Annotated in this window: 22 protein-coding genes, 6 tRNA genes and 1 other RNA gene; 18 read left to right on the top strand and 11 right to left on the bottom strand. The window is 53.8% G+C overall.

The genetic code is table 11. The annotated features are described in order from the left end of the window. Positions 1 to 63: 63 nt before the first annotated feature. A complete protein-coding gene (locus tag ETG88_RS13075) occupies positions 64 to 1,299 on the top strand; it encodes an ion channel protein (RefSeq protein ID WP_129035542.1) in 1,236 nt (411 codons plus the stop codon). On the opposite strand, the gene ipdC is transcribed toward ETG88_RS13075, so the two are convergent. Further along, positions 1,300 to 2,958, bottom strand: a complete 1,659-nt coding sequence (gene ipdC, locus ETG88_RS13080) for an indolepyruvate decarboxylase (RefSeq protein ID WP_129035543.1) — start codon at positions 2,956 to 2,958, stop codon at positions 1,300 to 1,302. Positions 2,959 to 3,141: 183 nt separating this feature from the next. Between ipdC and mgrA the strand changes: the two genes are divergently transcribed. Together mgrA and ypeC are read left to right on the top strand one after the other, a co-directional pair. Beyond that, on the top strand, positions 3,142 to 4,140 hold the full coding sequence (gene mgrA / locus ETG88_RS13085) for an L-glyceraldehyde 3-phosphate reductase (protein ID WP_129035544.1): 999 nt from the start codon (positions 3,142 to 3,144) through the stop codon (positions 4,138 to 4,140). Between the two features lie 125 nt (positions 4,141 to 4,265). Continuing rightward, complete coding sequence (gene ypeC, locus ETG88_RS13095; protein ID WP_100779391.1) at positions 4,266 to 4,610, top strand: DUF2502 domain-containing protein YpeC; 345 nt, start codon at positions 4,266 to 4,268, stop codon at positions 4,608 to 4,610. Between the two features lie 58 nt (positions 4,611 to 4,668). On the opposite strand, the gene ETG88_RS13100 is transcribed toward ypeC, so the two are convergent. Beyond that, a complete protein-coding gene (locus ETG88_RS13100; RefSeq protein WP_100779390.1) occupies positions 4,669 to 5,907 on the bottom strand; it encodes an Nramp family divalent metal transporter in 1,239 nt (412 codons plus the stop codon). A gap of 351 nt (positions 5,908 to 6,258) precedes the next feature. Here ETG88_RS13100 and nupC point away from each other — a divergent pair, with 351 nt between their 5' ends. Then, on the top strand, positions 6,259 to 7,446 hold the full coding sequence (gene nupC, locus ETG88_RS13105; RefSeq protein ID WP_100779389.1) for a nucleoside permease NupC: 1,188 nt from the start codon (positions 6,259 to 6,261) through the stop codon (positions 7,444 to 7,446). Positions 7,447 to 7,486: 40 nt separating this feature from the next. On the opposite strand, the gene ETG88_RS13110 is transcribed toward nupC, so the two are convergent. The 3 genes from ETG88_RS13110 to ETG88_RS13120 all read right to left on the bottom strand — a co-directional run bounded on the left by ETG88_RS13110 (position 7,487) and on the right by ETG88_RS13120 (position 10,084). Further along, positions 7,487 to 9,682: an EAL domain-containing protein gene (locus ETG88_RS13110; RefSeq protein ID WP_187469898.1), complete on the bottom strand. Its 2,196-nt coding sequence runs from the start codon at positions 9,680 to 9,682 to the stop codon at positions 7,487 to 7,489. Between the two features lie 212 nt (positions 9,683 to 9,894). Beyond that, positions 9,895 to 9,970, bottom strand: a tRNA-Ala gene (locus ETG88_RS13115). A 38-nt stretch (positions 9,971 to 10,008) separates the two neighbouring features. Then, a tRNA-Ala gene (locus ETG88_RS13120) sits at positions 10,009 to 10,084 on the bottom strand. Positions 10,085 to 10,301: 217 nt separating this feature from the next. Between ETG88_RS13120 and ETG88_RS13125 the strand changes: the two genes are divergently transcribed. Then, a complete protein-coding gene (locus ETG88_RS13125) occupies positions 10,302 to 10,664 on the top strand; it encodes a YfeC-like transcriptional regulator (RefSeq protein ID WP_129035546.1) in 363 nt (120 codons plus the stop codon). Position 10,665: 1 nt separating this feature from the next. After that, positions 10,666 to 11,061: a YfeC-like transcriptional regulator gene (locus ETG88_RS13130; protein ID WP_100779386.1), complete on the top strand. Its 396-nt coding sequence runs from the start codon at positions 10,666 to 10,668 to the stop codon at positions 11,059 to 11,061. Positions 11,062 to 11,111: 50 nt separating this feature from the next. On the opposite strand, the gene gltX is transcribed toward ETG88_RS13130, so the two are convergent. Next, entirely contained in the window at positions 11,112 to 12,527 is a 1,416-nt protein-coding gene (gltX, locus tag ETG88_RS13135; RefSeq protein ID WP_129035547.1) for a glutamate--tRNA ligase, read from the bottom strand. Between the two features lie 258 nt (positions 12,528 to 12,785). Here gltX and ETG88_RS13140 point away from each other — a divergent pair. The 6 genes from ETG88_RS13140 (at position 12,786) to ETG88_RS13165 (ending at position 13,807) form a co-directional block, all read left to right on the top strand. Further along, positions 12,786 to 12,861: transfer RNA gene (locus ETG88_RS13140), tRNA-Val, on the top strand. A gap of 44 nt (positions 12,862 to 12,905) precedes the next feature. After that, positions 12,906 to 12,981: transfer RNA gene (locus tag ETG88_RS13145), tRNA-Val, on the top strand. Between the two features lie 31 nt (positions 12,982 to 13,012). Beyond that, positions 13,013 to 13,087: transfer RNA gene (locus tag ETG88_RS13150), tRNA-Val, on the top strand. A 3-nt stretch (positions 13,088 to 13,090) separates the two neighbouring features. After that, positions 13,091 to 13,166, top strand: a tRNA-Lys gene (locus ETG88_RS13155). Between the two features lie 31 nt (positions 13,167 to 13,197). Then, positions 13,198 to 13,322: non-coding RNA, RtT sRNA (locus ETG88_RS13160), on the top strand. A gap of 137 nt (positions 13,323 to 13,459) precedes the next feature. Next, positions 13,460 to 13,807 carry a FlxA-like family protein gene (locus tag ETG88_RS13165; RefSeq protein ID WP_100779384.1) on the top strand — a complete coding sequence of 116 codons (348 nt, stop codon included), beginning with the start codon at positions 13,460 to 13,462 and terminating at the stop codon, positions 13,805 to 13,807. Here the strand turns inward: ETG88_RS13165 and ETG88_RS13170 are convergent. After that, positions 13,804 to 14,739 (bottom strand): LysR family transcriptional regulator, encoded by a 936-nt coding sequence (locus ETG88_RS13170; RefSeq protein WP_129035548.1) that lies wholly within the window; start codon positions 14,737 to 14,739, stop codon positions 13,804 to 13,806. The genes ETG88_RS13165 and ETG88_RS13170 overlap by 4 nt on opposite strands. A gap of 89 nt (positions 14,740 to 14,828) precedes the next feature. Between ETG88_RS13170 and ETG88_RS13175 the strand changes: the two genes are divergently transcribed. After that, complete coding sequence (locus tag ETG88_RS13175) at positions 14,829 to 15,824, top strand: bile acid:sodium symporter family protein (RefSeq protein WP_100779382.1); 996 nt, start codon at positions 14,829 to 14,831, stop codon at positions 15,822 to 15,824. On the opposite strand, the gene ETG88_RS13180 is transcribed toward ETG88_RS13175, so the two are convergent. The 3 genes from ETG88_RS13180 to zipA form a co-directional block, all read right to left on the bottom strand. Next, on the bottom strand, positions 15,821 to 16,036 hold the full coding sequence (locus tag ETG88_RS13180; protein ID WP_100779381.1) for a DUF3820 family protein: 216 nt from the start codon (positions 16,034 to 16,036) through the stop codon (positions 15,821 to 15,823). The two genes, ETG88_RS13175 and ETG88_RS13180, sit on opposite strands and share 4 nt — an antisense overlap. Before the next feature lies 1 nt (position 16,037). Beyond that, positions 16,038 to 18,053 carry an NAD-dependent DNA ligase LigA gene (gene ligA / locus ETG88_RS13185; RefSeq protein ID WP_129035549.1) on the bottom strand — a complete coding sequence of 672 codons (2,016 nt, stop codon included), beginning with the start codon at positions 18,051 to 18,053 and terminating at the stop codon, positions 16,038 to 16,040. Between the two features lie 68 nt (positions 18,054 to 18,121). Continuing rightward, positions 18,122 to 19,117 (bottom strand): cell division protein ZipA, encoded by a 996-nt coding sequence (gene zipA, locus ETG88_RS13190; RefSeq protein WP_129035550.1) that lies wholly within the window; start codon positions 19,115 to 19,117, stop codon positions 18,122 to 18,124. Between the two features lie 230 nt (positions 19,118 to 19,347). Between zipA and cysZ the strand changes: the two genes are divergently transcribed. The 5 genes from cysZ to crr all read left to right on the top strand — a co-directional run bounded on the left by cysZ (position 19,348) and on the right by crr (position 24,139). Continuing rightward, a complete protein-coding gene (gene cysZ, locus ETG88_RS13195) occupies positions 19,348 to 20,109 on the top strand; it encodes a sulfate transporter CysZ (RefSeq protein ID WP_100779378.1) in 762 nt (253 codons plus the stop codon). Between the two features lie 162 nt (positions 20,110 to 20,271). After that, entirely contained in the window at positions 20,272 to 21,243 is a 972-nt protein-coding gene (gene cysK / locus ETG88_RS13200) for a cysteine synthase A (RefSeq protein WP_102104941.1), read from the top strand. Between the two features lie 317 nt (positions 21,244 to 21,560). Next, entirely contained in the window at positions 21,561 to 21,818 is a 258-nt protein-coding gene (gene ptsH, locus ETG88_RS13205) for a phosphocarrier protein Hpr (protein ID WP_000487600.1), read from the top strand. A 43-nt stretch (positions 21,819 to 21,861) separates the two neighbouring features. Further along, entirely contained in the window at positions 21,862 to 23,589 is a 1,728-nt protein-coding gene (gene ptsI, locus ETG88_RS13210; protein WP_100779376.1) for a phosphoenolpyruvate-protein phosphotransferase PtsI, read from the top strand. A gap of 40 nt (positions 23,590 to 23,629) precedes the next feature. Beyond that, positions 23,630 to 24,139 (top strand): PTS glucose transporter subunit IIA, encoded by a 510-nt coding sequence (gene crr / locus ETG88_RS13215; RefSeq protein WP_049841435.1) that lies wholly within the window; start codon positions 23,630 to 23,632, stop codon positions 24,137 to 24,139. A 44-nt stretch (positions 24,140 to 24,183) separates the two neighbouring features. Here crr and pdxK read toward each other — a convergent pair whose 3' ends face one another. Next, positions 24,184 to 25,020: a pyridoxine/pyridoxal/pyridoxamine kinase gene (gene pdxK, locus ETG88_RS13220; protein ID WP_129035551.1), complete on the bottom strand. Its 837-nt coding sequence runs from the start codon at positions 25,018 to 25,020 to the stop codon at positions 24,184 to 24,186. Positions 25,021 to 25,023 lie beyond the last annotated feature (3 nt).

Here is a 25,023-nt window from a genome sequence, read left to right on the forward strand (position 1 = left end):
CACTATTGCCGTCAACCTGATTGTGCAAAGTCATGCTAATTATTTTTGTACAAGGAAATCATCATGCTCCATCCGCGCGCCAGAACCATGCTGCTGTTAGCAATACCTGCGCTGATTATTGGTATTGCGTCGAGTCTGGTGTTAATCGTGGTGATGAAAATCGCCTCGGTGCTGCAGACGTTATTGTGGTCTACGCTTCCGGGGCAGCTGGGTGTTGATGTGAGTTCTCCGGCGTGGATCATCCTGATGTTAACCCTGACCGGGCTTGCAGTCGGTCTGGTGATTCGCTTTAGTCCAGAACACGCCGGTCCCGATCCGGCGCTGGAGCCGCTGATCGGTGCGCCGGTCAATCCGATGGCGCTGCCGGGCCTGATTCTTGCGCTGGTGATTGGCCTCGCGGGCGGCGTGAGCCTCGGGCCGGAACATCCAATTATGGCGGTGAATATCGCCCTTGCGGTGTACCTCGGCGCACGCATCCTGCCGCGCGTCGGCGCGCTGGACTGGACCATTCTGGCGTCAGCGGGAACCATCGGCGCGTTGTTTGGCACCCCCGTCGCCGCCGCGCTGATTTTTTCTCAAACCCTGAGTTCCGATAATGACGTGCCGCTGTGGGATCGCCTTTTCGCCCCACTGATGGCCGCTGCTGCCGGGGCACTGACCACCAGCCTGTTCTTCCAGCCTCACTTTTCGCTGCCCATCCCCCACTACGGACACATGCAGCTGGCCGATATTTTCAGCGGCGCGATTGTTGCCGCCATCGCCATCGCGCTGGGTATGGTCGCCGTCTGGTGCCTGCCGCGTCTGCACCTGCTGGTGCACAAGCTGAAACACCCGGTGCTGATTCTGGGCGTGGGCGGTTTTTTGCTGGGCATTCTGGGGGCAATTGGCGGGCCGATTACCCTGTTCAAGGGACTGGACGAGATGCAGCAGATGGCGTTCAGCCAGGTGTTTAGCGTGTCAGATTATTTCCTGTTTGCGGTGGTGAAACTGGCTGCGGTGGTCGTGGCCGCCGCGTGCGGCTTTCGCGGTGGGAGAATTTTCCCGGCGGTGTTTATCGCCGTGGCATTGGGGCTAATGCTGCATGAGCACGTCGATGCGGTTCCGGCGGCAATTACCGTTTCCTGCTCGATTCTGGGGTTTGTACTGGTGGTCACGCGCGATGCGTGGCTGAGCCTGTTTATGGCGGTGGTCGTGGTGCCGGATACCAATCTGCTGCCGTTGCTTTGCATTGTGATGTTGCCCGCCTGGCTCCTGCTGGCGGGCAAACCGATGCTGATGGCCTGGCGACCGAAGAAATAGTCAGGCGTTATTTCGCGCCTCCAGTGCCTGAGTGATGGCGCTCAACAGCGGAGGGATATCCTCTTTGGGTAGCATCACTTCGATCAGCGACAATTTTTCGCTGTGCGCGACCTTCTCAAGGATCTCCGCCAGCTGGACCGTTTCGCTCACCCGCCAGCACTCAGCCTGACCATTCTGGCTCAGGGCTTGCGGGAGCTGCGTCCAGTTCCACAGCGCGATATCGTTATAGCGCTGTTTCGGCCCGTGGATCGCCCGCTCAACGGTGTAGCCTTCGTTGTTGAGCACCAGAATCACCGGATGCTGATTATCGCGCAGCATCGAACCCATCTCCTGAATGGTCAGCTGTGCCGCGCCGTCGCCGGTCAGCACAATCACCCGCCGGTCCGGACACGCCGTTTGCGCGCCGAAAGCAGCCGCCAGCGTGTAACCAATCGACCCCCACAGCGGCTGAACGATAAAGTTCACATCTGTAGGCAGGCGCAGCGCTGCCGCACCAAACGCGGAGGTGCCCTGGTCGGCGAGAATAATGTCGCCGGGGCGAATGAAGGTTTGCAGCGTGTGCCAGAAATTATCCTGCGTGAGCGTGCCCTCATGATAGTGATGTTCGAGCGGCGCCTGGCGAGACGGCGCGGCGTGATCTTTGACGTGCTGTTTACACAGCGCGGATAAGATCTCGACCGCTTTGCTCATCGGAATCCCGGTGAACCATCTCTCGCCCACGCGGGCAGCGTGCGGCTGAACTTCAATAGTACGGGCCGCAGGAAGATTGTGGGTAAATCCGGCTGTCAGCGTATCGGTGAAACGCGTGCCGACGCAGATGACAGTCTCGGCCTCTTCAATCGCCTCTCTCACCCCCTCCGCGCTCGCCGAGCCGCTGTAAGTGCCGTAAAAACCGGGCTGACGTTCGTCAAAGATCCCTTTGCCCATCAGCATGGTGGCGTGGGCCATCGGGGTGTCATTCACCCATTTCTGCAGCGGCGCTTTCAGGCCGTAACGCAGTACCAGGAAATCGGCCAACAATGCGGTTCGTTTGCTGCCAGCGATGCGTGCTTCCGCCGCATCGCGGAAGGCTTTAAGACAGGCGCTGTCGGCGTGTGAGGTGCGCTCGGTGAGAGCGTTTACAGGCGGTGTGGCCGGCTTTTTTGCCACGTCTGCAGGTAACATCAGGTACCCCGGGCGACGCTCCCGCAGCATGATCGATAATACGCGATCGATTTCAAAGCAGGCATTTTGCTCCGTGAGAATGGCCTGCGCCACGGTCACCGGCTCACTCATCCGATAGAAATGACGGAACTCTCCGTCGCCCAGCGTGTGGTGCAGCAGTTCGCCTTTTTGCTGGGCGGCACTCCCCGGCGCGCCCACGATATGCAGTACCGGCACATACTCCGCAAAGCTGCCGGCAACGCCATTCATGGCGCTTAACTCCCCCACGCCAAAGGTGGTGAGCAGTGCGGAAAAGCCCTTGCAGCGAGCATAGCCATCGGCGGCATAGGCGGCGTTTAATTCGTTCGCACAGCCCACCCAGCGGATGTCGGGGCTGTCGATAACATGGTCGAGAAACTGCAAATTGTAGTCGCCTGGCACACCGAACAGATGTTCAGCGCCGCAGTGTTTTAGTCGTTCCAGCAGGTAATCGGCGACGCAATAGGGGGTTCGCATAACAGGTGTCCTTCTGACGTTGACCTCACTTTGAGTATTAAAGAAGCGTGATGACTGTCCAGGAATGGCAGTAAGAAGGCACTGGAAAGAATGTTTTACGGAAAATGGCGGTGTAATCTGATTTACTGCGCGTGAGTGTAAACGTATACACTGATGGATTATTTCCGGTAAGAGGGTCTGAGCATGGTTTTTGATGCGGATAAAATGCGTTATCAGTCAATGCAGTATCGTCGTTGCGGCCAGAGTGGTCTGAAGCTGCCCGCCATTTCACTCGGCTTATGGCATAACTTTGGCGATACCACCTTAATTGACACCAGTCGTCAACTTTTACAGCGGGCCTTTGAGCTTGGCATCACCCACTTCGATCTGGCCAATAACTATGGCCCACCTCCCGGCTCCGCAGAATCGAACTTTGGTCGCATTTTTCGGGAGGATTTTCAGCCGTACCGCGACGAATTGATCATCTCGACGAAAGCGGGATACACCATGTGGGACGGTCCCTATGGTGACTGGGGCTCGCGTAAATACCTGATTGCCAGCCTCGATCAGAGCCTGAAACGTATGGGGCTGGAATACGTGGATATTTTCTATCACCACCGCCCAGACCCGGACACACCGCTGCGAGAGACGATGAAAGCCCTCGACCACGTCGTGCGACAGGGAAAAGCGCTGTACGTCGGCTTATCGAATTATCCGGCAGAACTGGCGCGACAGGCGATTGAGATCCTGGACGATCTCGGCACGCCGTGCCTGATCCACCAGCCTAAATACTCGATGTTTGAGCGTGCGCCTGAACAAGGGCTGCTGTCCGTGCTGCAGGAAAAAGGAGTCGGCTGTATTCCGTTCTCTCCGCTGGCCGGGGGGCAACTGACGGACCGTTATCTGAATGGGATTCCAGCGGATTCACGCGCCGCCAGCGGCAGCCGATTCCTGAACCCGGATCAGATCACCGAAGAGAAAATCAGCCAGGTTCGCGAGCTGAACGCGCTGGCCGAAAGCCGGGGCCAAAAACTCTCGCAGATGGCGCTCGCCTGGGTGTTACGCCATGACGCAGTTACCACGGTACTGATTGGCGCCAGCAAAACGGCGCAAATCGAAGATGCGGTCGGCACACTGAAAAATCTCCACTTTACCGCTGACGAGCTGAATACGATTGACGTGATCCTGAGCCGGTCAAAATAAAACCGTTTTTAGCAAAAAGTGCTCCCCTCCATGAATTAGGAGTTGAGGCGATTAAACGGGGCTTTACGGCCCCGTAATATTGCGTTAACAGGCCGTCTACGGCCCCGATCGTGAAGGAGAAGAGAATGTTCAGGTCACTGATTCTTGCAGCTGTATTAATGGCTTCAGCACCGCTGGTCGCTAATGCGGGCGAAATCACCCTGTTGCCATCAGTAAAATTACAAATTGGCGATCGTGACAATTATGGTAACTACTGGGACGGCGGTGGCTGGCGCGACCGTGATTACTGGCACCGCAACTATGAATGGCGAAAAGACCGCTGGTGGAGGCACGATAATGGCCGTCACCGTGGCTGGGACAACCGCAAAGCCTATGAACGCGGCTACCGCGAAGGCTGGAGCGACCGGGACGATCGTCGTGGCCGACCGGGTCATGGACGCGGCCACGGACACGGTGGTCACCATCACTAAGTACACATCACTCAATACAAAAAGGAGCCAACAGGCTCCTTTTTTCATCTCTGATAATTTACAGGCCCAACGCGGTCCCAATCAGCAGCCACAGGTTCAGGGCCACCACCAGCACCACGATAACCCAGCCGATACGTTTGACCAGCCGGGTATTCACCAGATCGCCCATTAACGTCTGGTTACTGGTAAAGATCAGCAGCGGCACCAGCGCCAGCGCGATACCGAAGCTCAACAGCACCTGGCTCATCACCAGAATGCGCGTCGGGTCCAGCCCCATCAGGATCACAATAAACGACGGCATCATCGTCACGGAGCGGCGCACCCACAGGGGAATATGGAAACGCACAAATCCCTGCATGACCACCTGCCCTGCCAGCGTCCCGACCACCGTTGACGAGAGGCCCGCTGCAACCAGGCTCAGACCAAAAATAGTTGCCGCCGCGTGGCTGAGAAGCGGTTCGAGCGTCAGATAAGCCTGATCGAGATCGGCGATACCGGTGTGGCCACTGAAATGGAAAGCCGCCGCTGCCGTCGCCATCATCGCCAGATTCACAAACCCGGCGATGGTCATCGCGATACCGACATCCCATTTGGTAGCCGAATAACGCTCCCGGCGTGAGCCCTCGTGGGCGTGCTGCGTCAGCGAGGAGTGCAGATAAATCACGTGCGGCATAATGGTCGCACCCAGTACGCCTGCCGCGAGGAAGACCGCTTCTGACGTCGGCAGAGTAGGAATAATCATGCCTTTACCCAGCTGCGCCAGATTTGGCTGGGAGAAGATCAACTCGACAATATAGGCCGCGGCGACAAACAGCAGCAAGCCGCCAATCACCAGCTCAAGCGGTTTTTGACCACGGCGCTGCAGCATTAAAATCAGGAAAGTGGCGATCCCGGTGAGCACCGCCCCCTGGAGTAGCGACACGCCCAATATCAGTTTAAAGCCGATGGCCGCGCCGATAAATTCCGCCAGATCGGTGGCCATGGCGATAATTTCGGCCTGCACCCAGTAAAACCACACCACCGGACGCGGATAGTGATCGCGGATCTGTTCAGCGAGGTTTTTCCCCGTCGCGATCCCCAGTTTTGCGGAGAGCACCTGAATGAGCATCGCCATCAGGTTTGCCCAGACCACCACCCACAGCAATTTGTAGCCAAAGCTCGCCCCAGCCTGAATGTTGGTCGCAAAATTACCTGGATCGATATAGCCAATGGCAGCGATGAACGCAGGTCCCATTAACGCAAACCTCAGCTTGCGCGCTGCTCTGCCACTGCTACCCTCTACGCGACTGTTTGTCATTTCTGCCTCTGGAAATATAGCCTTTGCTATGTTTGATGCTATCAAAATGAGAATGATTATCAAGATCATTTGGAAGGTTTATAGTGATTTCTCTGATAGCTCTGAACGATAGGTGGGGCGGATGCAATGAAACGATCTCACAGAGCGTGAAATCGCACAGTCATTTGTGAAGCGTAGCACACAAACGTAACTTTTCACTCATTTACATAACATAACGGAAATGTATGGTTGATCACTATTTTTGAGACTCGTCACAGGATGTAACTATAGTGTGGTCTTGATCTCGTTTTCTTTGTGCTTGTTACATAGAATGTGCACGGAAATTAAACCTGCCTCATATTTGGAGCAAATATGGACCGCGTCCTTCATTTTGTCCTGGCACTTGTTGTCGTTACTGCACTTGCATTGCTGGTCAGCACAGACCGCAAAAACATTCGTATTCGTTATGTTGTACAGCTGCTCGTCATTGAAGTTTTACTTGCGTGGTTCTTCCTGAACTCCAACGTAGGCCTGGGCTTCGTGAAAGGCTTCTCCGAAATGTTCGAAAAACTGCTCGGATTTGCTAACGAAGGGACGAACTTTGTCTTCGGCAGCATGAACGATCAAGGCCTGGCGTTCTTCTTCCTGAAAGTGCTTTGCCCAATCGTCTTTATCTCTGCGCTGATCGGTATCCTGCAGCACATCCGCGTTCTGCCGGTTGTGATTCGCGCGATCGGTTTCCTGTTATCCAAAGTCAACGGCATGGGTAAACTGGAATCTTTCAACGCAGTCAGCTCCCTGATTCTGGGTCAGTCCGAGAACTTTATCGCGTATAAAGATATCCTCGGCAAAATGTCCCGCAACCGCATGTACACCATGGCGGCTACCGCAATGTCTACGGTATCCATGTCTATCGTGGGCGCATACATGACAATGCTGGAACCAAAATACGTGGTGGCTGCGCTGGTTCTGAACATGTTCAGCACCTTTATCGTGCTGTCGCTGATCAACCCGTACCGCGTTGACGCCAGCGAAGAAAATATCCAGATGTCTAACCTGCACGAAGGCCAGAGCTTCTTCGAAATGCTGGGCGAATACATTCTGGCAGGCTTCAAAGTGGCGATTATCGTGGCCGCGATGCTGATCGGCTTCATCGCCCTGATCGCTGCATTGAACGCCCTGTTCGCCGCTGTGCTGGGTATCTCCTTCCAGGGCATTCTGGGCTACATCTTCTACCCTGTTGCATGGGTGATGGGTGTTCCGGCTCACGAAGCGCTGCAGGTGGGCAGTATCATGGCCACCAAACTGGTTTCCAACGAATTCGTTGCCATGATGGATCTGCAGAAAATTGCCAGCACGCTCTCTCCGCGCGCAGAAGGCATTCTGTCTGTGTTCCTGGTTTCCTTCGCTAACTTCTCATCCATCGGCATCATCGCTGGTGCGATTAAAGGTCTGAACGAAGAGCAAGGTAACGTGGTTTCTCGCTTCGGCCTGAAACTGGTTTACGGTTCAACGCTGGTGAGCGTACTGTCTGCGTCTATCGCTGCACTGGTACTGTAATCAGAAATAAAAAAGCCGGGGGTTTGTGCCCCCGGCTTTTTTACGCCTCCAGTTCGGCAAGCGGCTGCGGTTTCCCAATCAAATACCCCTGCAAATAATCGACCCCGATCTCAAGCAACAGCTGTCGCTGCGCCGGTGTTTCAACAAATTCGGCCACCACATACAGGGATTTGGTCTTCGCCAGATTGCAAATCGACGCCACAATCGTCGCATCCATGCTGTCAGTACAAATATCTTTTACGAAACATCCGTCGATTTTGATGATGTCAGCCTGCAGGCGTTTTAACCGTTCGTAGTTAGCGTACCCCGTCCCGAAATCATCAATCGCAATTTTAAAACCATACTCGCGCATCTGCTGGATATTCTGGATGCTGGATTCTGAATCCGAGAAGGCCTGCTCTTCCGTGACTTCCAGAATGACCGCCTGCGGCGCGATGGCGTAGCGCTCAAACAGGGCAATGATTTCGGCGGCAACGTCTTTTTGATTGAGCGTCATCGGCATCAGATTGACAGAAAAACGGGCACTGTTTGGCGGCGTGGCATGGGTGCTCAGCCAGATCAGCACCTTTTCCACCACACAGAGGTCAAAACGATGGCTCAGGTTGAACTGGGCAATCAGCGGGATGAAACGATCGGGGGTAATGATTTCGCCGTCGCTCTCCAGTCGGGTGAGAATTTCGTGGTAGCCCTCACCCGCAGCATTCTGAATGGGCTGAGCATACAGACGCACGCCCCCCTCCTCCAGCGCCCGTTTTACCCGGCTCAGCATTAAGACGCGCTCCGTCGTTTGCCCTGAAACTCTCTCAACGCTATTCGTCAGCGCCAGCACTCTGTGCGTGACGCAGGATTGCTCTGAGAGCCAGCTCAGTTGCCCCAGCGTATGGTGAAGGTTTTCCCCATCCTGCCCTTCCAGCTCTCCCCAGGCTGCACCAAACTCGATGTCCAGCCCGGTGTTGTTCCAGTAAATCTTGCGGCTGTTCAGCCGATCGACGATGTGCTGGAGGCGCTCTCCGGTGTCCGGGCCTGACAGCACCAGAATCAATTCACTGCCCGGCAGCTGGAAGAATTTTTCGTTCGTCTGTAGTAATGGCTGAACTGACGAGGTAATGGCTCGCTTACAGTAGATGCGCATCAACATCCCGTAATGGCGGCTAAGAAACCCAAGATTTCCCATACGCAGACAGCAGATTTTGGCATCCGGATAGTGCTGCAAATAGTCTTCCAGGGCGCGCATATTGGCTAAACCTGTGAGCGGATCGGTTAGCGCCCTTTCGTGCCAGCCTTGCTTCAGCCACTCACTGCGGTGATAGATCCGCGACATGTACATCAAACAGATCGCGAAAGAGATCAGGACCGACAGGACAAATGCCAGCGCGTAGCCGTTCTGCACACCGTTAAGAAAGTTTTTGTTATAGGTCAGCAGCAAGAAAACGGAAATTGCCCAGCTCAGGGAAACAAGCGCATAGCTCATCCGACTAATCGCGACGGTAAAAAGAATAAATATGAGGGGGACCAGATAGCCGGAGATATAGTTTTCTTCAATCGGCGCGCACAAGATCAGCATCACCAGCGACAAACTCATCAGCCAGAGTAATGCAAATACGGGATTATTTTGAATAAGATACGGCTTAATGCTACGTAACCAGAAGGTACGAGCATAGCGGGGATTAATTATCATTCTTAAGGGGTAATAGAACATCATCGTAAATATCAGGCTGGCACAAAACAGGCTCTGTATATCCACAATGTTATAAATTGGTGTCCCATCGCCAAAGAAGTTTGAAATGGAAAGCGGGAAATCAAAGAAATAACCGGCTAAGTACATCGACACTTTTATGCCGAGGGGAATGGCGAATCCCAGCCAGAAAATGCGTATCCCGATATGCTGGTTAGGTAGCCCGAATCGCCAGCGCCTGCCCAGCAGGACGCGCACCACGGCGCAGGCTGCAAACACCGACGCCGTCTGACAAAAGAGGATAACGACCTGCTGAAGTATCGTTAACTGAAACTGATAGAGATTCGTTAACGCAAAACTGAAAATAATGGGAAGAATAGCGTGACGGCCAAACAAGAAGATCACTGCCAGCATCACGCTCAACGGCAGCCAGGCTAAATAGACGTAATGACCATCCAGAAAGGTTTTCGGTGAAATGTAGCGAGAAAAAGGAACAATCACCAGGCACAAGATTTGCGCTAGCATAAATAATTGTAAATTATTACGTAGGTGACTTTTCATTCTTAGCAAGGCGCTATTTCCCAGGCGAATAATTGGCTGAATGAATGGTAAGTTTATTAATTGAGCGAATCAAGTTTCCGGGTTTAAATGCTCCGATTTATTGATTTCGATAAAGGTCTGAGAGGTAAACATACACGTGTGGCAACAAAAAAGGCAGGAGTTGATAACAAACGCATAAAAAAACCCCCGCCTTTCGGCGAGGGTCTGAATTTTGGTGGAGCTAAGCGGGATCGAACCGCTGACCTCTTGCATGCCATGCAAGCGCTCTCCCAGCTGAGCTATAGCCCCACAGTTCTTTACGTTCCAAACTCTCCTGGATAAGAATTTGGTGGAGCTAAGCGGGATCGAACCGCTGACCTCTTGCATGCCATGCAAGCGCTCTCCCAGCTGAGCTATAGCCCCAACGTAAAGCTGTCGTGTTGACGGGCGGCATAATATGAATTCCACCGCAGAGTGTCAACGGCAAAATCAGCCCTTCCCTTTCAATCGTCGAAAAATCAGGCAAATGAATCACATTGCGAAGCTGCTCGCAGCCAGTAGTTAAACCTGTCACGTTTTCGCATAAAAGGGTGCTATAACATGAAGCACTCATTAACCCTACTAATATTCAGGTAATTGCATGATCAAGGAACGAATGACGCCAGAGGAGTTATCCCGGCTCACTGGTTATAGCCGACAGACCATCAATAAATGGGTACGAAAAGAGGGTTGGAAAACATCACCAAAGCCAGGTGTTCAGGGCGGTAAAGCGCGTCTGGTCCACGTTAATGAAAAGGTGCGCGAGTTTATCCGCAGCGCGTCTCGCATTACTGAAGACTCTCAGCCCGCGGAAAACGTGCCCGACACGAGTTCGCTCACTTCTCTCCTGCTGACCCTGGCCAATGAAATGACACCGGATGAGCAAAAGCAGCTAACCACTTTACTACTGCGGGATGGGATTACCGGATTGCTACAACGTTTAGGGATACGCGACCAGAGTTGATATGAAAAGATTACGGAGCAAGATGACCACGGAAGAGCTGGCTGATAGCCTCGGGGTCGCCAAACAAACAGTAAACCGCTGGATACGTAAACAAGGATGGAAAACGGAAGCGCTGAACGGCGTGAAAGGCGGCCGGGCCAGGCTCATCCATATCGATTCCCGCGTGCGTGAACACCTTATCAGTCTCCCTGCGATGCGTAGCCGCCAGGCTATTTATCAGCTCGCTGAAGCGTCCGTTGAGTATGGCGAGGTGAAAACGACCAGCCTGTTGCGTCAGGTGACGGCTCCCCTTGAAAACATGACGCCACTCGAACAAGAGAGGCTCGCTGTATTGCTGGCACGTGAAGGTATTCAGGGATTCCTTACCCGGCTCGGTATTGCTGAAGAAGAGGCATAAAAAAACGGCAGGATAACCTGCCGTTTTGCCGCTCGTTTGTTGCAGGGTGATTACTGCTGGCTTTCGCGCTCAGCAATAAAGCCCAGGGCTTTGTTAATACGCGCAACGCTACGGGTTTTGCCAATCGCGTGGACAGTAACATCCAGGCCCGGTGACTGACCCGCGCCGGTCACCGCCACACGCAGTGGCATACCGACTTTACCCATGCCCACTTCCAGCTCATCGGCCGTTGCCTGAATCGCATGATGAACGTTTTCTGCGGTCCAGTCGGTCAGTGCCGCCAGCTTATCGCGCACCACTTCGAGCGGCTGACGCGCAACCGGACGCAGGTGTTTTTTCGCGGCGTCAGCATCAAACTCGTCAAACTCTTCGTAGAAATAACGGCAGCTTTCCGCAATCTCTTTCAGGGTTTTGCAGCGCTCACCCAGCAGTTTGACCAGATCCGCCAGTTCCGGACCGGTACGGGTATCAATATTTTCCTGCTCAATGTGCCACTGCAAATAGGTCGCAACGTACTCGGCTGGCATGGTGTTGATGTAGTGGTGGTTCAGCCACAGCAGTTTATCAGTGTTAAACGCACTGGCAGATTTGCTCACGGCATTCAGGGAGAACAGCTTGATCATCTCTTCACGGCTGAAGATCTCCTGATCGCCGCTGGACCAGCCCAGACGCACCAGGTAGTTCAGCAGTGCTTCTGGCAGATAGCCATCATCACGGTACTGCATCACGCTCACGGCACCGTGACGTTTGGACAGTTTTTTACCGTCGTCACCGTTAATCATCGACACGTGCGCATAAACCGGCACAGGCGCATTCAGCGCTTTCAGGATGTTGATCTGACGTGGTGTGTTGTTGATATGGTCTTCACCCCGGATAACATGAGTGATTTCCATATCCCAGTCATCCACTACAACGCAGAAGTTGTAGGTCGGTGAACCGTCGGTACGACGAATAATCAGATCGTCCAGCTCCTGGTTGCTGAACTCAATCGGACCACGGATCTGATCGTCAAAGATCACAGAGCCTTCCTGCGGGTTAGCAAAACGCACTACGCATGGCTCATCAGCAGCATGATGCTCATGGCTGTGGCGGCAGCGGCCATCGTAGCGAGGCTTATCGCCGTTCGCCATTTGCTCTTCACGCAGCGCTTCCAGACGCTCTTTGGAGCAGTAACATTTATACGCGGTGCCTGCGACCAGCATTTCATCAATGACGGCGTTATAGCGATCAAAACGTTTCGTCTGGAAATACGGGCCTTCATCCCACTCCAGGTTCAGCCAGTTCATGCCATCCATGATGGCTTCAATAGCTTCCGGTGTGGAACGCTCGAGATCGGTGTCTTCAATACGCAGCACGAATTCACCGCCGTGGTTACGTGCAAAAAGCCAGGAATAAAGAGCAGTACGGGCACCACCGACGTGCAGATAGCCTGTCGGGCTGGGCGCGAAGCGAGTTTTGATTTTCATGAAATGGCCTTACGTTATAAAGATGCCGACGACCGGCAAATGCTGGGAAAAAAACAATGGGCAATATTCTATCACTGTGGGGCGATTCCTCAATGATGTTGCCTGATTGACATGCAGGTTTGCGAAATTTGTTTAGAAATCATGCTGCGCGGGACATTTTGTGATCCGTTTGTTTAATTTTACGACGAACAAACAAAATCTTTAGAAAAGGCGTTGACTCATTTTCAACTCTCCCTATAATGCGACTCCACACAGCGGGGGTGATTAGCTCAGTTGGTAGAGCACCTCCTTTACACGGAGGGGGTCGGCGGTTCGAGCCCGTCATCACCCACCATCTACTTTACGTAGATACCGCAGTGTAGATAAGAATTTAAGATTGGGCGATTAGCTCAGTTGGTAGAGCATCTCCTTTACACGGAGGGGGTCGGCGGTTCGAGCCCGTCATCGCCCACCATTCTTAAATCTTGTTTTTGTAGTACCGAAATGGGTGATTAGCTCAGTTGGTAGAGCACTCCTTTACACGGAGGGGGTCGGCGGTTCGAGCCCGTCATCACCCACCATTCGGGTCGTTAGCTCAGTTGGTAGAGCAGTTGACTTTTAATCAATTGGTCGCAGGTTCGAATCCTGCACGACCCACCAATGTGGAAAGGCGCCCTAAAGGCGCCTTTTTGCTATGCGCAATTCGTCAGGATGAGAACCTGCTGCAAGTTCGAGTCGAACGAAGTGAGACACCGGAGCCGCCTGCGGCGACGGCCCGAAGGGCGAGCGAAGCGAGTCATCCTGCACGACCCACCAATGTAGAAAGGCGCCCTAAAGGCGCCTTTTTGCTATCTGCGCTATTTTACACGCATCTCCCCTCCCAAATCTGGCAGGTTCCCTCAAGCTATGGATTTTTATGCCGATATGCTTGTTTTATGGCGAGAGGATTTAAAATGACAACAATCCAGGCATCAACTCCATCAGTGCAGACAGGCAGCACAAGCAGCGGCGGCGGTAGCTCCGGCAGCAGCGATATCGCGTCGCAAATCAGTCGTCTGACGTCGCAAATCACTAAGCTGACTCAGCAGCTGAAGGATGTTGCGAACGGCAGCGGCAGTACCGAAGACAAGAAAAAGCAGCAGGAGCTTCTTCAGTCGCAAATCAAAATGCTGCAGGCTCAGCTGGCGCAGTTACAGCGTGAGCAGGCCGAAGAAAGCCAGAAAAAACAAGAGCAAAAACAGGCCAGAGCAGAAGGCGTAAACTCACCTTCCGCAGAGCATCAGATCGATATCTACGTCTAATCGTTCGGCGCGTTAAATAACGGATCGCGTATGCGGGCCTCCATTAACCGCTGTGCCTGCATACGTACCACCTCCCAAAGCGCATGAGCCGCACCAGAGAGCGAGCGATTTTTTCGTCGCACCAGCATCAGCTTACGTTCAATACAGGGCGTGAAACGCTTCACGACTAAGCGGCTGCCCTGCGGCAGCGGTAAGGCCAGCGCAGGTAACACGCTGATCCCAATCCCGGCCTCCACCATCGGAAAGAGCGTGGCGGGATGACCAATCTCCTGAACGATCGTCGCATTCACCCGCTGCTGTGCCAGCGCCGCGTCAATCAGCGGACGGCTCCCCGATGCATAATCCTGCAATACCAGATTTGCCCCCTGTAACGCCTGCCACGTCACTTGTGCCATCGCGGCCAGCGGGTCATCGTCGCGACACAGCAGTAAAAACGGCTCCGACAGCACCACTTCGCACTCCAGATCCGTCACCGGACCTGGATCGATCACAATCCCAAAATCGACGTCGCCTTGCCTGATACTCTCCAGAACCCACTGCTGCGGCCTGTCGTGAAGTACAAAATCGATATCGGGATAGCGAAGGTTACTTTCAGCGATACATTGCGGGATCAGATGCGCTGAAATGGTCTGACTGGCGGCGACGCGCACCGTCCCGGAAAGTTGCTGCCCCACTCTGCCCACATCGCGCAAGGTGCTGTTGAGCTCATCCAGCAGCCGTTCCAGACGCGCAGCCAGCTGTTGCCCCGCCTCGGTGAGCACCACTTCGCGGGTGGTGCGATCAAGCAGGCGCACACCCGTCTGTGACTCCAGCTCTTTCACACTGTGGCTAACCGCCGACTGACTCAGGCCAATCATCTCTCCGGCGCGGCTAAAGCTGCGAGCCTGAGCGACGGTGACAAAAACGCGAAGCTGACGCAAAGAGTAATTCATCTGTTTAATTCATGAATGGATGCAATAAATCGATTTTATTTCTCAAAGGGAACAAAGCACAATAGCGAAATCTGATTTCAGGAGCATTTATGAAACTGTTTCGTGTTCTCGATCCCTTTACTCTCACGCTGATTGCTGTCGTTCTGCTCGCCTCTTTCTTCCCGGCACGCGGCAGTTTTGTTCCCTTCATTGAAGGCCTGACCACTGCGGCCATCGCCCTGCTGTTTTTTATGCACGGCGCAAAGCTGTCTCGTGAGGCCATTATCGCCGGGGGGAGCCACTGGCGGTTACACCTGTGGGTGATGTGCAGCACCTTCATCTTGTTCCCGGTACTGGGCGTGCTTTTCGCCTGGTGGGCGCCGGTCAACGTCGATCCGGCTCTCTATACTGGCTTCCTGTATCTGTGCATTCTCCCCGCGACCGTACAGTCAGCTATCGCATTTACCTCGCTGGCAGGCGGTAACGTCGCCGCGGCGGTCTGTTCCGCCTCTGCGTCGAGTCTGTTGGGGATTTTTGTGTCGCCGCTGCTGGTGGGCCTGCTGATGAACATGCACGGCGCTGAGGGCAATCTCGAGCAGGTCGGGAAAATTTGTCTGCAACTGCTGCTGCCATTCGTGCTGGGACACCTTTCTCGCCCGTGGACGGGGGATTTCGTCGCCAGAAACAAAAAGTGGATTGGCAAAACCGACCAGACCTCCATCCTGTTAGTGGTCTACTCCGCCTTTGGCGAAGCCGTGGTGAACGGCATCTGGCATAAAGTTGGCATCGGCTCGCTTCTGTTCATCGCGCTCGTGAGCATCGTTCTGCTGGCGATTGTGATTGCGGTGAATACTTTTGCCGCCCGCAAGTTTGGCTTCAACAAAGCGGATGAAATTACCATTGTGTTCTGCGGCTCGAAGAAGAGTCTCGCCAATGGTATTCCGATGGCGAATATTCTCTTCCCGACGTCAGTGATTGGGATGATGGTGCTGCCGCTGATGATTTTCCACCAGATCCAGCTGATGGTCTGTGCGGTGATGGCGCGCCGTTACAAGCGCCAGACGGAAAAGCTGGCGCAGGAAGAGACCCGCGCCGCCAAAGCTTAAGGACGTTTGAGGGGCTGAACCAGATGGCTCAGCCCTTCGGTTTTGATGAGCAGCGTAATCGCCATCAGCTCACCCAGTCGTCCGGCCGGGAATTCATCTTTTCGCGCGAACCACAGCAAATACTCTTCCGGCACATCAATCAAACGACGGCCTTTGTATTTCCCGAACGGCATTTCGGTGTTGGCGATGTCGATGAGCTGTTCTTTCTCCACATTACTCTCCTAACAGGCGCAGCATTTCCGCTTCGTCAATGACGTCAATGCCCAGCTCTTGTGCTTTCGCAAGCTTGGAGCCAGCCGCCTCGCCGGCAATCACCAGATCCGTTTTCTTCGACACGCTGCCCGCCACTTTTGCCCCCAGCGCCACCAGACGCGCTTTGGCATCGTCACGGGAAAGTTGACTCAAACTGCCGGTGAGTACCACGGTTTTGCCAGCAAAGGGGCTGTCGATTTCATCGGCGTTAATCACCACCGGGGCAGGCCAGTGAATGCCCTCCTCCAGCAACTTGCCTATCACCTCACGGTTGCTCTCTTCCGCAAAGAAGTTAAAGACATGCGTCGCAACAACGATACCCACGTCCGGCACTTTTTGCAGATCCTCAATCGAGGCTTTCTCAAGCTGCTCCAGGGTGCCGAAATGGGCTGCCAGCCCGGCGGCTGTCGCTTCACCAACTTCACGGATACCCAGCGCGTAGAGGAAACGTGCAAAGGTCGTCTCTTTGGCTTTTTCCAGCGCATTGACCACGTTTTGCGCCGATTTTGGCCCCATGCGGTCCAGCCCGGTCAGCTTGCCCGCCGTCAGGCGGAACAGATCCGCAGGCGTGTGGACGTACTCTTTCTCGACCAGCTGATCGATAATCTTATCGCCCATCCCGTCCACATCCATCGCTCTGCGCGAGACGAAATGCTTGAGCGCTTCTTTGCGCTGCGCTCCACAAATTAACCCGCCGGTGCAGCGCGTGACCGCCTCACCTTCCACGCGTTCGACGTCGGAACCGCATACCGGGCAGTGGGCCGGGAATTCGATGGCGCGCGTGTCGTCAGGGCGCTCAGACTCGACGACATTAACCACCTGCGGGATCACATCCCCCGCGCGGCGAATCACCACTTTATCGCCAATCCGAAGACCCAGACGCGCGATCTCGTCGGCATTATGTAAGGTGGCATTACTCACCAGTACGCCCGCAACCTGAACCGGCTCCAGACGTGCAACCGGCGTAATCGCCCCCGTACGACCGACCTGGAACTCAACGTCGCGCACGAAGGTCATCTGCTCCTGAGCAGGGAATTTAAACGCCACCGCCCAGCGCGGCGCTCGCGCCACAAAACCTAATTGTTCCTGAAGCGCCAGCGAGTTCACTTTGATGACCACGCCGTCGATATCAAACCCCAGCGTTGGGCGGTCTTCTTCGACCTGACGATAAAACGCCAGCACCGCTTCCGGTGAGTCGCAGAGCTGCACGCGATTGCTGACCGGCAGGCCCCACTCTTTAAACTGCAGCAGACGGCCCAGATGGGTATCAGGCAATTCGCCGCCTTCAAGAATCCCCACGCCGTAGCAGAAGAATGTAAGCGGTCGCTTCGCCGTGATGCGCGGATCTAGCTGGCGAATTGAGCCAGCAGCCGCATTACGCGGGTTAGCAAAGACTTTGCCACCGGTACGGCGCGCTTCATCGTTAATCTTCTCAAAGCCCGCCTGCGGGAGGAACACTTCACCGCGCACTTCGAGTCGCGCCGGGATGTTATCGCCGCGCAGCTTTAACGGAATGGCGCGGATAGTACGTACGTTAGTGGTGATGTCCTCACCCGTGGTGCCATCGCCGCGCGTAGCGGCACGCACTAGTATGCCGTTCTCATAAAGAATGCTGACCGCCAGGCCGTCGAGCTTCAGTTCGCAACACCAGGTCAAAACGTCAGCGCTTTTCAGGCGGTCCTGAACGCGCTTGTTAAACGCCAGAAAGCTCTCTTCGTCGAAGACGTTATCCAGCGACAGCATCGGCACTTCATGGCGCACCTGGCTGAAGGAGGCCAGCGGAGCGGCGCCGACGCGCTGCGTCGGTGAATCAGGGGTGATGAGATCGGGATGTTCTGTTTCCAGTTCGCGCAGTTCGCGCATCAGGCGGTCATACTCCGCATCCGGAACCTCCGGTGCGTCCATCACGTGATACAGGTATTCATGATGGCAAAGTGTGGTTCTTAGGTGAGTAATTTTTTGTTCGATTGAGTCCATAGCGCACCATCAATGAGAAAAACCCCCGACAGGCGGGGGTTGAGGAGACGTGGAAGAGAACGCAGAGATTACGCGTTAGCTTCCTTTACTTCGCGGATGCGATCCTGATATTCGCGCAGTTTCTGCGGCGTCATCATTCGACGCTGGTCGTCGAGTACCACGCCACCGACTTCATCGGCGATATGCTGGGCGGATTGCAGCATCAGCTTAAAGTTTTGCAGTTCATCGCCGTAGGACGGCACCTGCATAAAGATTGTGATACCCGGCGTGGTGAAATCACCGGTCATTTCCGGATCAAAGGTTCCCGGATTAACCATATTCGCCAGACTGAACAGCGCAGGGCCACTTCCGTCCGGACTAAGATGACGATGGAAAATGTTCATGTCACCAAACTTGAAGCCCGCCTGCTGAATGCTGTTGAGCAGCACGTCGCCATTGAGCTGAGTTCCGTGATGCGCGGCCACGTTCATAATGATGACCGTTTCCTTACGCTGCGGTTTTTCGACCACAGGCGCTTCTTCGATCACCGGTTCCGGTTCAACAAACGGCTCCGGTTCTGGCTGCGGCGCAGGTGGAGTATGAACAGTCTGCGGCGGCATTTCTGGCGTCAGCGGCTGAGCAGGACGCGGCGGTTGCACGGGTTGCGAAACGGGCTGAGGCTGCACCGGCTGCTGCACGGGTTGCTGTACAGGCGCTTGCGGTTGCGGCTGACGCACCGGCTCCTCCACAGGCTGTGGCGCGGGCTGGCGCGGCTGAGCTGACGCGTACGGCGGCTGATACTGATGCTGCGGAGGCTGACGAGGTGCTTCATGCTCCCCATGGCCTGCGGCAGGCGCAGCAGTATTGACGCGATGAACGCGCACTTCACCCACGCCTTCGTCGTCGTTTTCGTCAATGACGTCATCGCCATCATCGTCGTGACGACTGGACTTCATGCGCTTCAGTGGGCGATCGCGAAACATCGAGGAGCGTTCTTTACGGCTGGTCCAGAAACCATGTACCAGTAAAGCGAGTATGGCGATCGCGCCAACAATGATTAATATCAGACGCAAATCCTGCATCATTATATTCTCTGTTGTTCTAACACCTTGCCACCACGGCAAACATTTACTCACTAAGAGTATTTGCCGATTACGTCAAGTGCAAGTGCGTGCAGAGCATTCAAAGCATAAAGATGAACGAAATCGTGCTTTTTGCTGTTTTTTCGAACATTTCCGAACTGGTTATTGGTCCACAACCCGATAATATAGGCGTGTAATTCCACTGGTTGTGAAAAAAGGAGTACAGCCTGGTTATGGTTTCGACATCAACAACGACTCCGCGCAGCGGTATCGGCTATTTTTCTCAGGGATGGAAGCTGGTCACCCTGCCTGGGATCCGCCGCTTTGTGATTCTGCCTCTACTGATCAACATTTTGCTGATGGGGGGCGCATTCTGGTGGCTGTTTACCCAACTCGAAAGCTGGGTTCCCTCTATCATGAGTCACGTCCCTGACTGGCTACAGTGGCTGAGCTATCTGCTGTGGCCGATTGTGGTCCTCTCCGTGCTGCTGGTTTTTGGCTATTTCTTCTCGACCATCGCCAACTGGATAGCCGCGCCGTTTAATGGGCTGCTGGCGGAGCAGCTCGAAGCACGTCTGACGGGCGCAACGCCACCAGACACTGGTGTGCTTGGCATCATGAAAGACGTACCGCGTATCATGAAACGTGAATGGCAGAAGTTTGCCTGGTATCTGCCGCGCGCCATTGTTCTGCTCATCCTTTACTTTATCCCCGGAATTGGCCAGACCGTGGCGCCTGTGCTGTGGTTCCTGTTTAGCGCGTGGATGCTGGCTATCCAGTATTGCGACTACCCGTTCGATAACCACAAAGTGCCGTTCAAAGAGATGCGCACGGCCCTGCGCACGCAAAAAGTCACCAATATGCAGTTTGGTGCCCTGACTAGTCTCTTCACCATGATCCCTGTCCTGAACCTGTTCATCATGCCCGTCGCGGTCTGCGGCGCCACGGCGATGTGGGTGGATTGCTATCGTGCTAAGCACGCGTTATGGAAGTAATGCAAAACTGTGTAAACAAAGGGTGGCTTATGCCATCCTTATTCCATACTGATAGCCATTATTTCCTTGCAGCATATAGATATGCGATTTCCTTACTTCCCCATACTTATCCAACAGGTATGCTGGGACGGTATCCCAATTTCATACAGTTAAGGACAGGCCATGAGTAAGATTTACGAAGACAACTCGCTGACTATCGGTCATACGCCCCTGGTTCGACTGAACCGTATCGGTAATGGACGCATTCTGGCGAAGGTAGAATCACGTAACCCGAGCTTCAGCGTAAAATGCCGTATCGGTGCAAACATGATTTGGGATGCCGAAAAACGCGGTGTTCTGAAGCCTGGCGTCGAACTGGTTGAACCGACCAGCGGCAACACCGGGATCGCTCTGGCCTACGTCGCCGCTGCCCGCGGTTACAAACTGACCCTGACAATGCCAGAAACCATGAGCATCGAACGCCGTAAGCTGCTGAAAGCGCTGGGCGCGAATCTGGTTCTGACCGAAGGCGCGAAAGGCATGAAAGGTGCCATTCAGAAAGCCGAAGAAATCGTCGCCAGCGATCCGGCGAAATACCTGCTGCTGCAGCAGTTCAGCAACCCGGCAAACCCGGAAATCCACGAGAAAACCACCGGTCCGGAAATCTGGGAAGATACGGACGGCCAGGTTGACGTGTTTATCTCAGGCGTGGGCACCGGCGGTACGCTGACCGGCGTGAGTCGCTATATTAAAGGCACAAAAGGCAAAAAGGATCTGATTACCGTTGCCGTTGAGCCAACGGACTCCCCGGTTATCGCCCAGGCGCTGGCCGGCGAAGAGATCAAACCCGGACCACATAAAATTCAGGGTATCGGCGCGGGCTTTATCCCGGGTAACCTGGATCTGAAGCTTATCGATAAAGTCGTTGCGATCACCAACGAAGAGGCGATCTCCACGGCGCGTCGCCTGATGGACGAAGAAGGTATTCTGGCCGGTATCTCCTCCGGCGCGGCAGTCGCTGCTGCCCTGAAGCTTCAGGAAGATGAAACCTTTACCAATAAGACTATTGTGGTTATTCTACCGTCCTCGGGTGAGCGTTATTTAAGCACTGCATTGTTTGCCGATCTGTTCACAGAAAAAGAACTGCAACAGTAATGCCAGCATGTTAATAACGCGTAAAAAAGCACCCAAACGGGTGCTTTTTTGTGGCCTGCGTCAAACTTTTACTCCTCCTGGCATTGATTCACCCCGTCGGGTCTGGTATTTAACCTGACAATTATTTTGAAGCGCGAAATTAATCAATGTGGGAAATACAGAAGCTGAATCGATTTTATGATTTGGTTCAAGTCTCGCTTTCACTGCATAATGTTTAATGACGAGCGAAACGTCAGCGCTAACAAGACAGGCTAAAGTTAAGCCTCCAGGCTAGACTTTAGTTCCACAACACTAAACCTATAAGTTGGGGAAATACAATGTTCCAGCAAGAAGTTACCATTACCGCTCCGAACGGTCTGCACACCCGCCCTGCTGCTCAGTTTGTTAAAGAAGCTAAAGGCTTCACTTCTGAGATCACTGTGACCTCCAACGGCAAAAGCGCTAGCGCGAAAAGCCTGTTCAAGCTGCAGACTCTGGGCCTGACTCAGGGTACCGTCGTGACCATCTCCGCAGAAGGCGAAGACGAGCAGAAAGCAGTTGAGCATCTGGTAAAACTGATGGCTGAGCTCGAGTAAGTTACGGGTTCTTTTCAATATCAGTCACAAGTAAGGTAGGGTTATGATTTCAGGCATTTTAGCATCCCCGGGTATCGCTTTCGGCAAAGCACTTCTGCTGAAAGAAGACGAGATCGTCATCGACCGGAAAAAAATTTCTGCCGACAAGGTTGATCAGGAAGTTGAGCGTTTTCTGAGCGGTCGTGCCAAGGCATCAGCGCAACTGGAAGCGATCAAAACTAAAGCTGGCGAAACTTTCGGTGAAGAAAAAGAAGCCATCTTCGAAGGGCATATCATGCTGCTCGAAGATGAGGAGCTGGAGCAGGAAATCATAGCCCTGATTAAAGATAAGGGCATGACGGCCGACGCGGCTGCACATGAAATTATCGAAGGTCAGGCGACTGCCCTCGAAGAACTGGATGATGAATACCTGAAAGAACGTGCGGCAGACGTACGTGATATCGGTAAGCGCTTGCTGCGCAACATCCTGGGTCTGGCGATCATCGACCTTAGCGCCATTCAGGACGAAGTTATCCTGGTTGCCGCTGATTTGACGCCGTCTGAAACCGCACAGCTGAACCTGAACAAGGTGCTGGGTTTCATCACCGACGCCGGTGGCCGTACCTCCCACACCTCTATCATGGCGCGTTCTCTGGAACTGCCTGCCATCGTGGGTACCGGTAGCGTCACCTCTCAGGTGAAAAACGACGACTATCTGATTCTGGATGCCGTAAACAATCTGGTTTACGTCAACCCAACCAACGAAGAGATCGAAAAGCTGCGTGCCGTTCAGGAGCAAGTTGCTACTGAGAAAGCGGAACTGGCTAAACTGAAAGATCTGCCAGCCATCACGCTGGACGGACATCAGGTTGAAGTGTGCGCGAACATCGGTACCGTACGTGACGTTGATGGCGCTGAGCGCAACGGCGCGGAAGGTGTTGGTCTGTACCGTACAGAATTCCTGTTCATGGACCGTGACGCACTGCCTACTGAAGAAGAGCAGTTTGCGGCATACAAAGCGGTTGCCGAAGCATGCGGCTCTCAGGCTGTTATCGTGCGTACCATGGACATCGGTGGCGACAAAGAGCTGCCGTACATGAACTTCCCGAAAGAAGAAAACCCATTCCTGGGCTGGCGTGCAGTGCGTATCGCCATGGACCGTAAAGAGATCCTTCGCGATCAGGTTCGTGCGATTCTGCGTGCTTCCGCTTTCGGTAAACTGCGCATCATGTTCCCAATGATCATCTCTGTTGAAGAAGTGCGTGCACTGAAGAAAGAGATCGAAATCTACAAACAGGAACTGCGCGACGAAGGTAAAGCCTTTGACGAAACCATCGAAGTGGGCGTGATGGTGGAAACACCAGCGGCAGCAACGATTGCTCGTCATTTGGCCAAAGAAGTCGACTTCTTTAGTATCGGCACCAATGATTTAACGCAGTACACCCTGGCAGTTGACCGTGGTAATGATATGATTTCACATCTCTACCAGCCAATGTCACCGTCCGTACTCACGCTAATCAAGCAAGTTATTGATGCTTCTCATGCTGAAGGTAAATGGACTGGCATGTGTGGTGAGCTTGCAGGCGACGAACGTGCTACACTTCTGTTGCTGGGTATGGGTCTGGACGAATTCTCTATGAGCGCCATTTCCATCCCGCGCATTAAGAAGATTATCCGTAACACGAACTTCGAAGATGCGAAGGTGTTAGCAGAGCAGGCTCTTGCTCAACCGACAACGGACGAGTTAATGACGCTGGTTAACAAGTTCATTGAAGAAAAAACAATCTGCTAATCCACGAGATGCGGCCCAAATTACTGCTTAGGAGAAGATCATGGGTTTGTTCGATAAACTGAAATCTCTGGTTTCTGATGATAAGAAAGACACCGGAACTATTGAGATTATTGCTCCGTTGTCTGGCGAAATCGTCAATATCGAAGACGTGCCGGATGTAGTTTTTGCCGAAAAAATCGTTGGTGATGGTATTGCTATCAAACCAACTGGTAACAAAATGGTTGCGCCAGTTGACGGCACCATCGGTAAAATTTTTGAAACCAACCATGCGTTCTCTATCGAATCTGATAGCGGTATCGAACTGTTCGTACACTTCGGTATCGACACCGTTGAGCTGAAAGGCGAAGGCTTCAAGCGTATCGCTGAAGAAGGCCAGCGTGTGAAAGTAGGCGATCCGGTCATCGAATTCGACCTGGCGCTGCTGGAAGAGAAAGCCAAGTCTACCCTGACTCCGGTTGTTATCTCCAACATGGACGAAATCAAAGAACTGATCAAACTGTCTGGCAGCGTTACCGTGGGTGAAACTCCGGTCATCCGCATCAAGAAGTAATTCTTGCCGCACAGAAAAATGGCGCCTTCGGGCGCCATTTTTGTTTATGCGGGGAGGATTAGCTCATCAAAGCCTTTTTCCTGGGTGTACTTCATCACCTCTGTTACACGGTCGCCCGCACGGCGTATCGCTTCAGCGACGTCCCTGCCCTGCACAATGCCGCTTACCAGCTCAGAACAGAACAGATCCCCGGTTCCTTTCAGGTCGGTTGCAACGCGCGGATGATTCGTCACCGTCACACCGTCCTTCGTCACCAGCACAACGTGAATATTTTCAGGATCAGATTCCACCGGCGCACTGGTAATCGCCACCCACTTCAGTGAGGCAGACAGCAGACTTTGTGCGGCAGTAATTGCGCTTTCCGGCGTCCGGCACGGCTGACCGCTCAACACTTCAAGCTCAAAAACGTTCGGCGTAATACCCTGCGCCAGCGGCAGCAAATGCTCGCGATAGGCTTGCGGAATTTCGGGTTTCACATAGATCCCGCTGTCGATGTCACCAATGACCGGATCGACCAGCACGAACAAATCAGGGTGTTTATCTTTAATGGCCACCAGCCACTCAGCCAGAATGGCAATCTGGCTGGCACTGCCCATATAGCCCGTGGTCACCGCTTTCAGCTCGCGCAACACATCGCGCTCTTCAAGAGCTTTCAGATAGCCGCTGAACCAGTCGTCGGGGATCACGCCGCCGTAAAAGGTGTCGTAATGCGGGGTATTGCTGAACAGTACCGTCGGGACGGCTGTGACGGTCAGCTGATGTTGCCTGATATTAGGCACCGCAATGCTGTTGCCCACGCTGCCGTATACCACCTGCGACTGCACCGCGACGATATCCGTCTGCTGCGCACGGGTTTTATCCCGAAATAAAATCATCTCCATGAC

The organism is Lelliottia nimipressuralis, assembly GCF_004115925.1.
Taxonomy (GTDB): Bacteria; Pseudomonadota; Gammaproteobacteria; order Enterobacterales; family Enterobacteriaceae; genus Enterobacter; species Enterobacter nimipressuralis.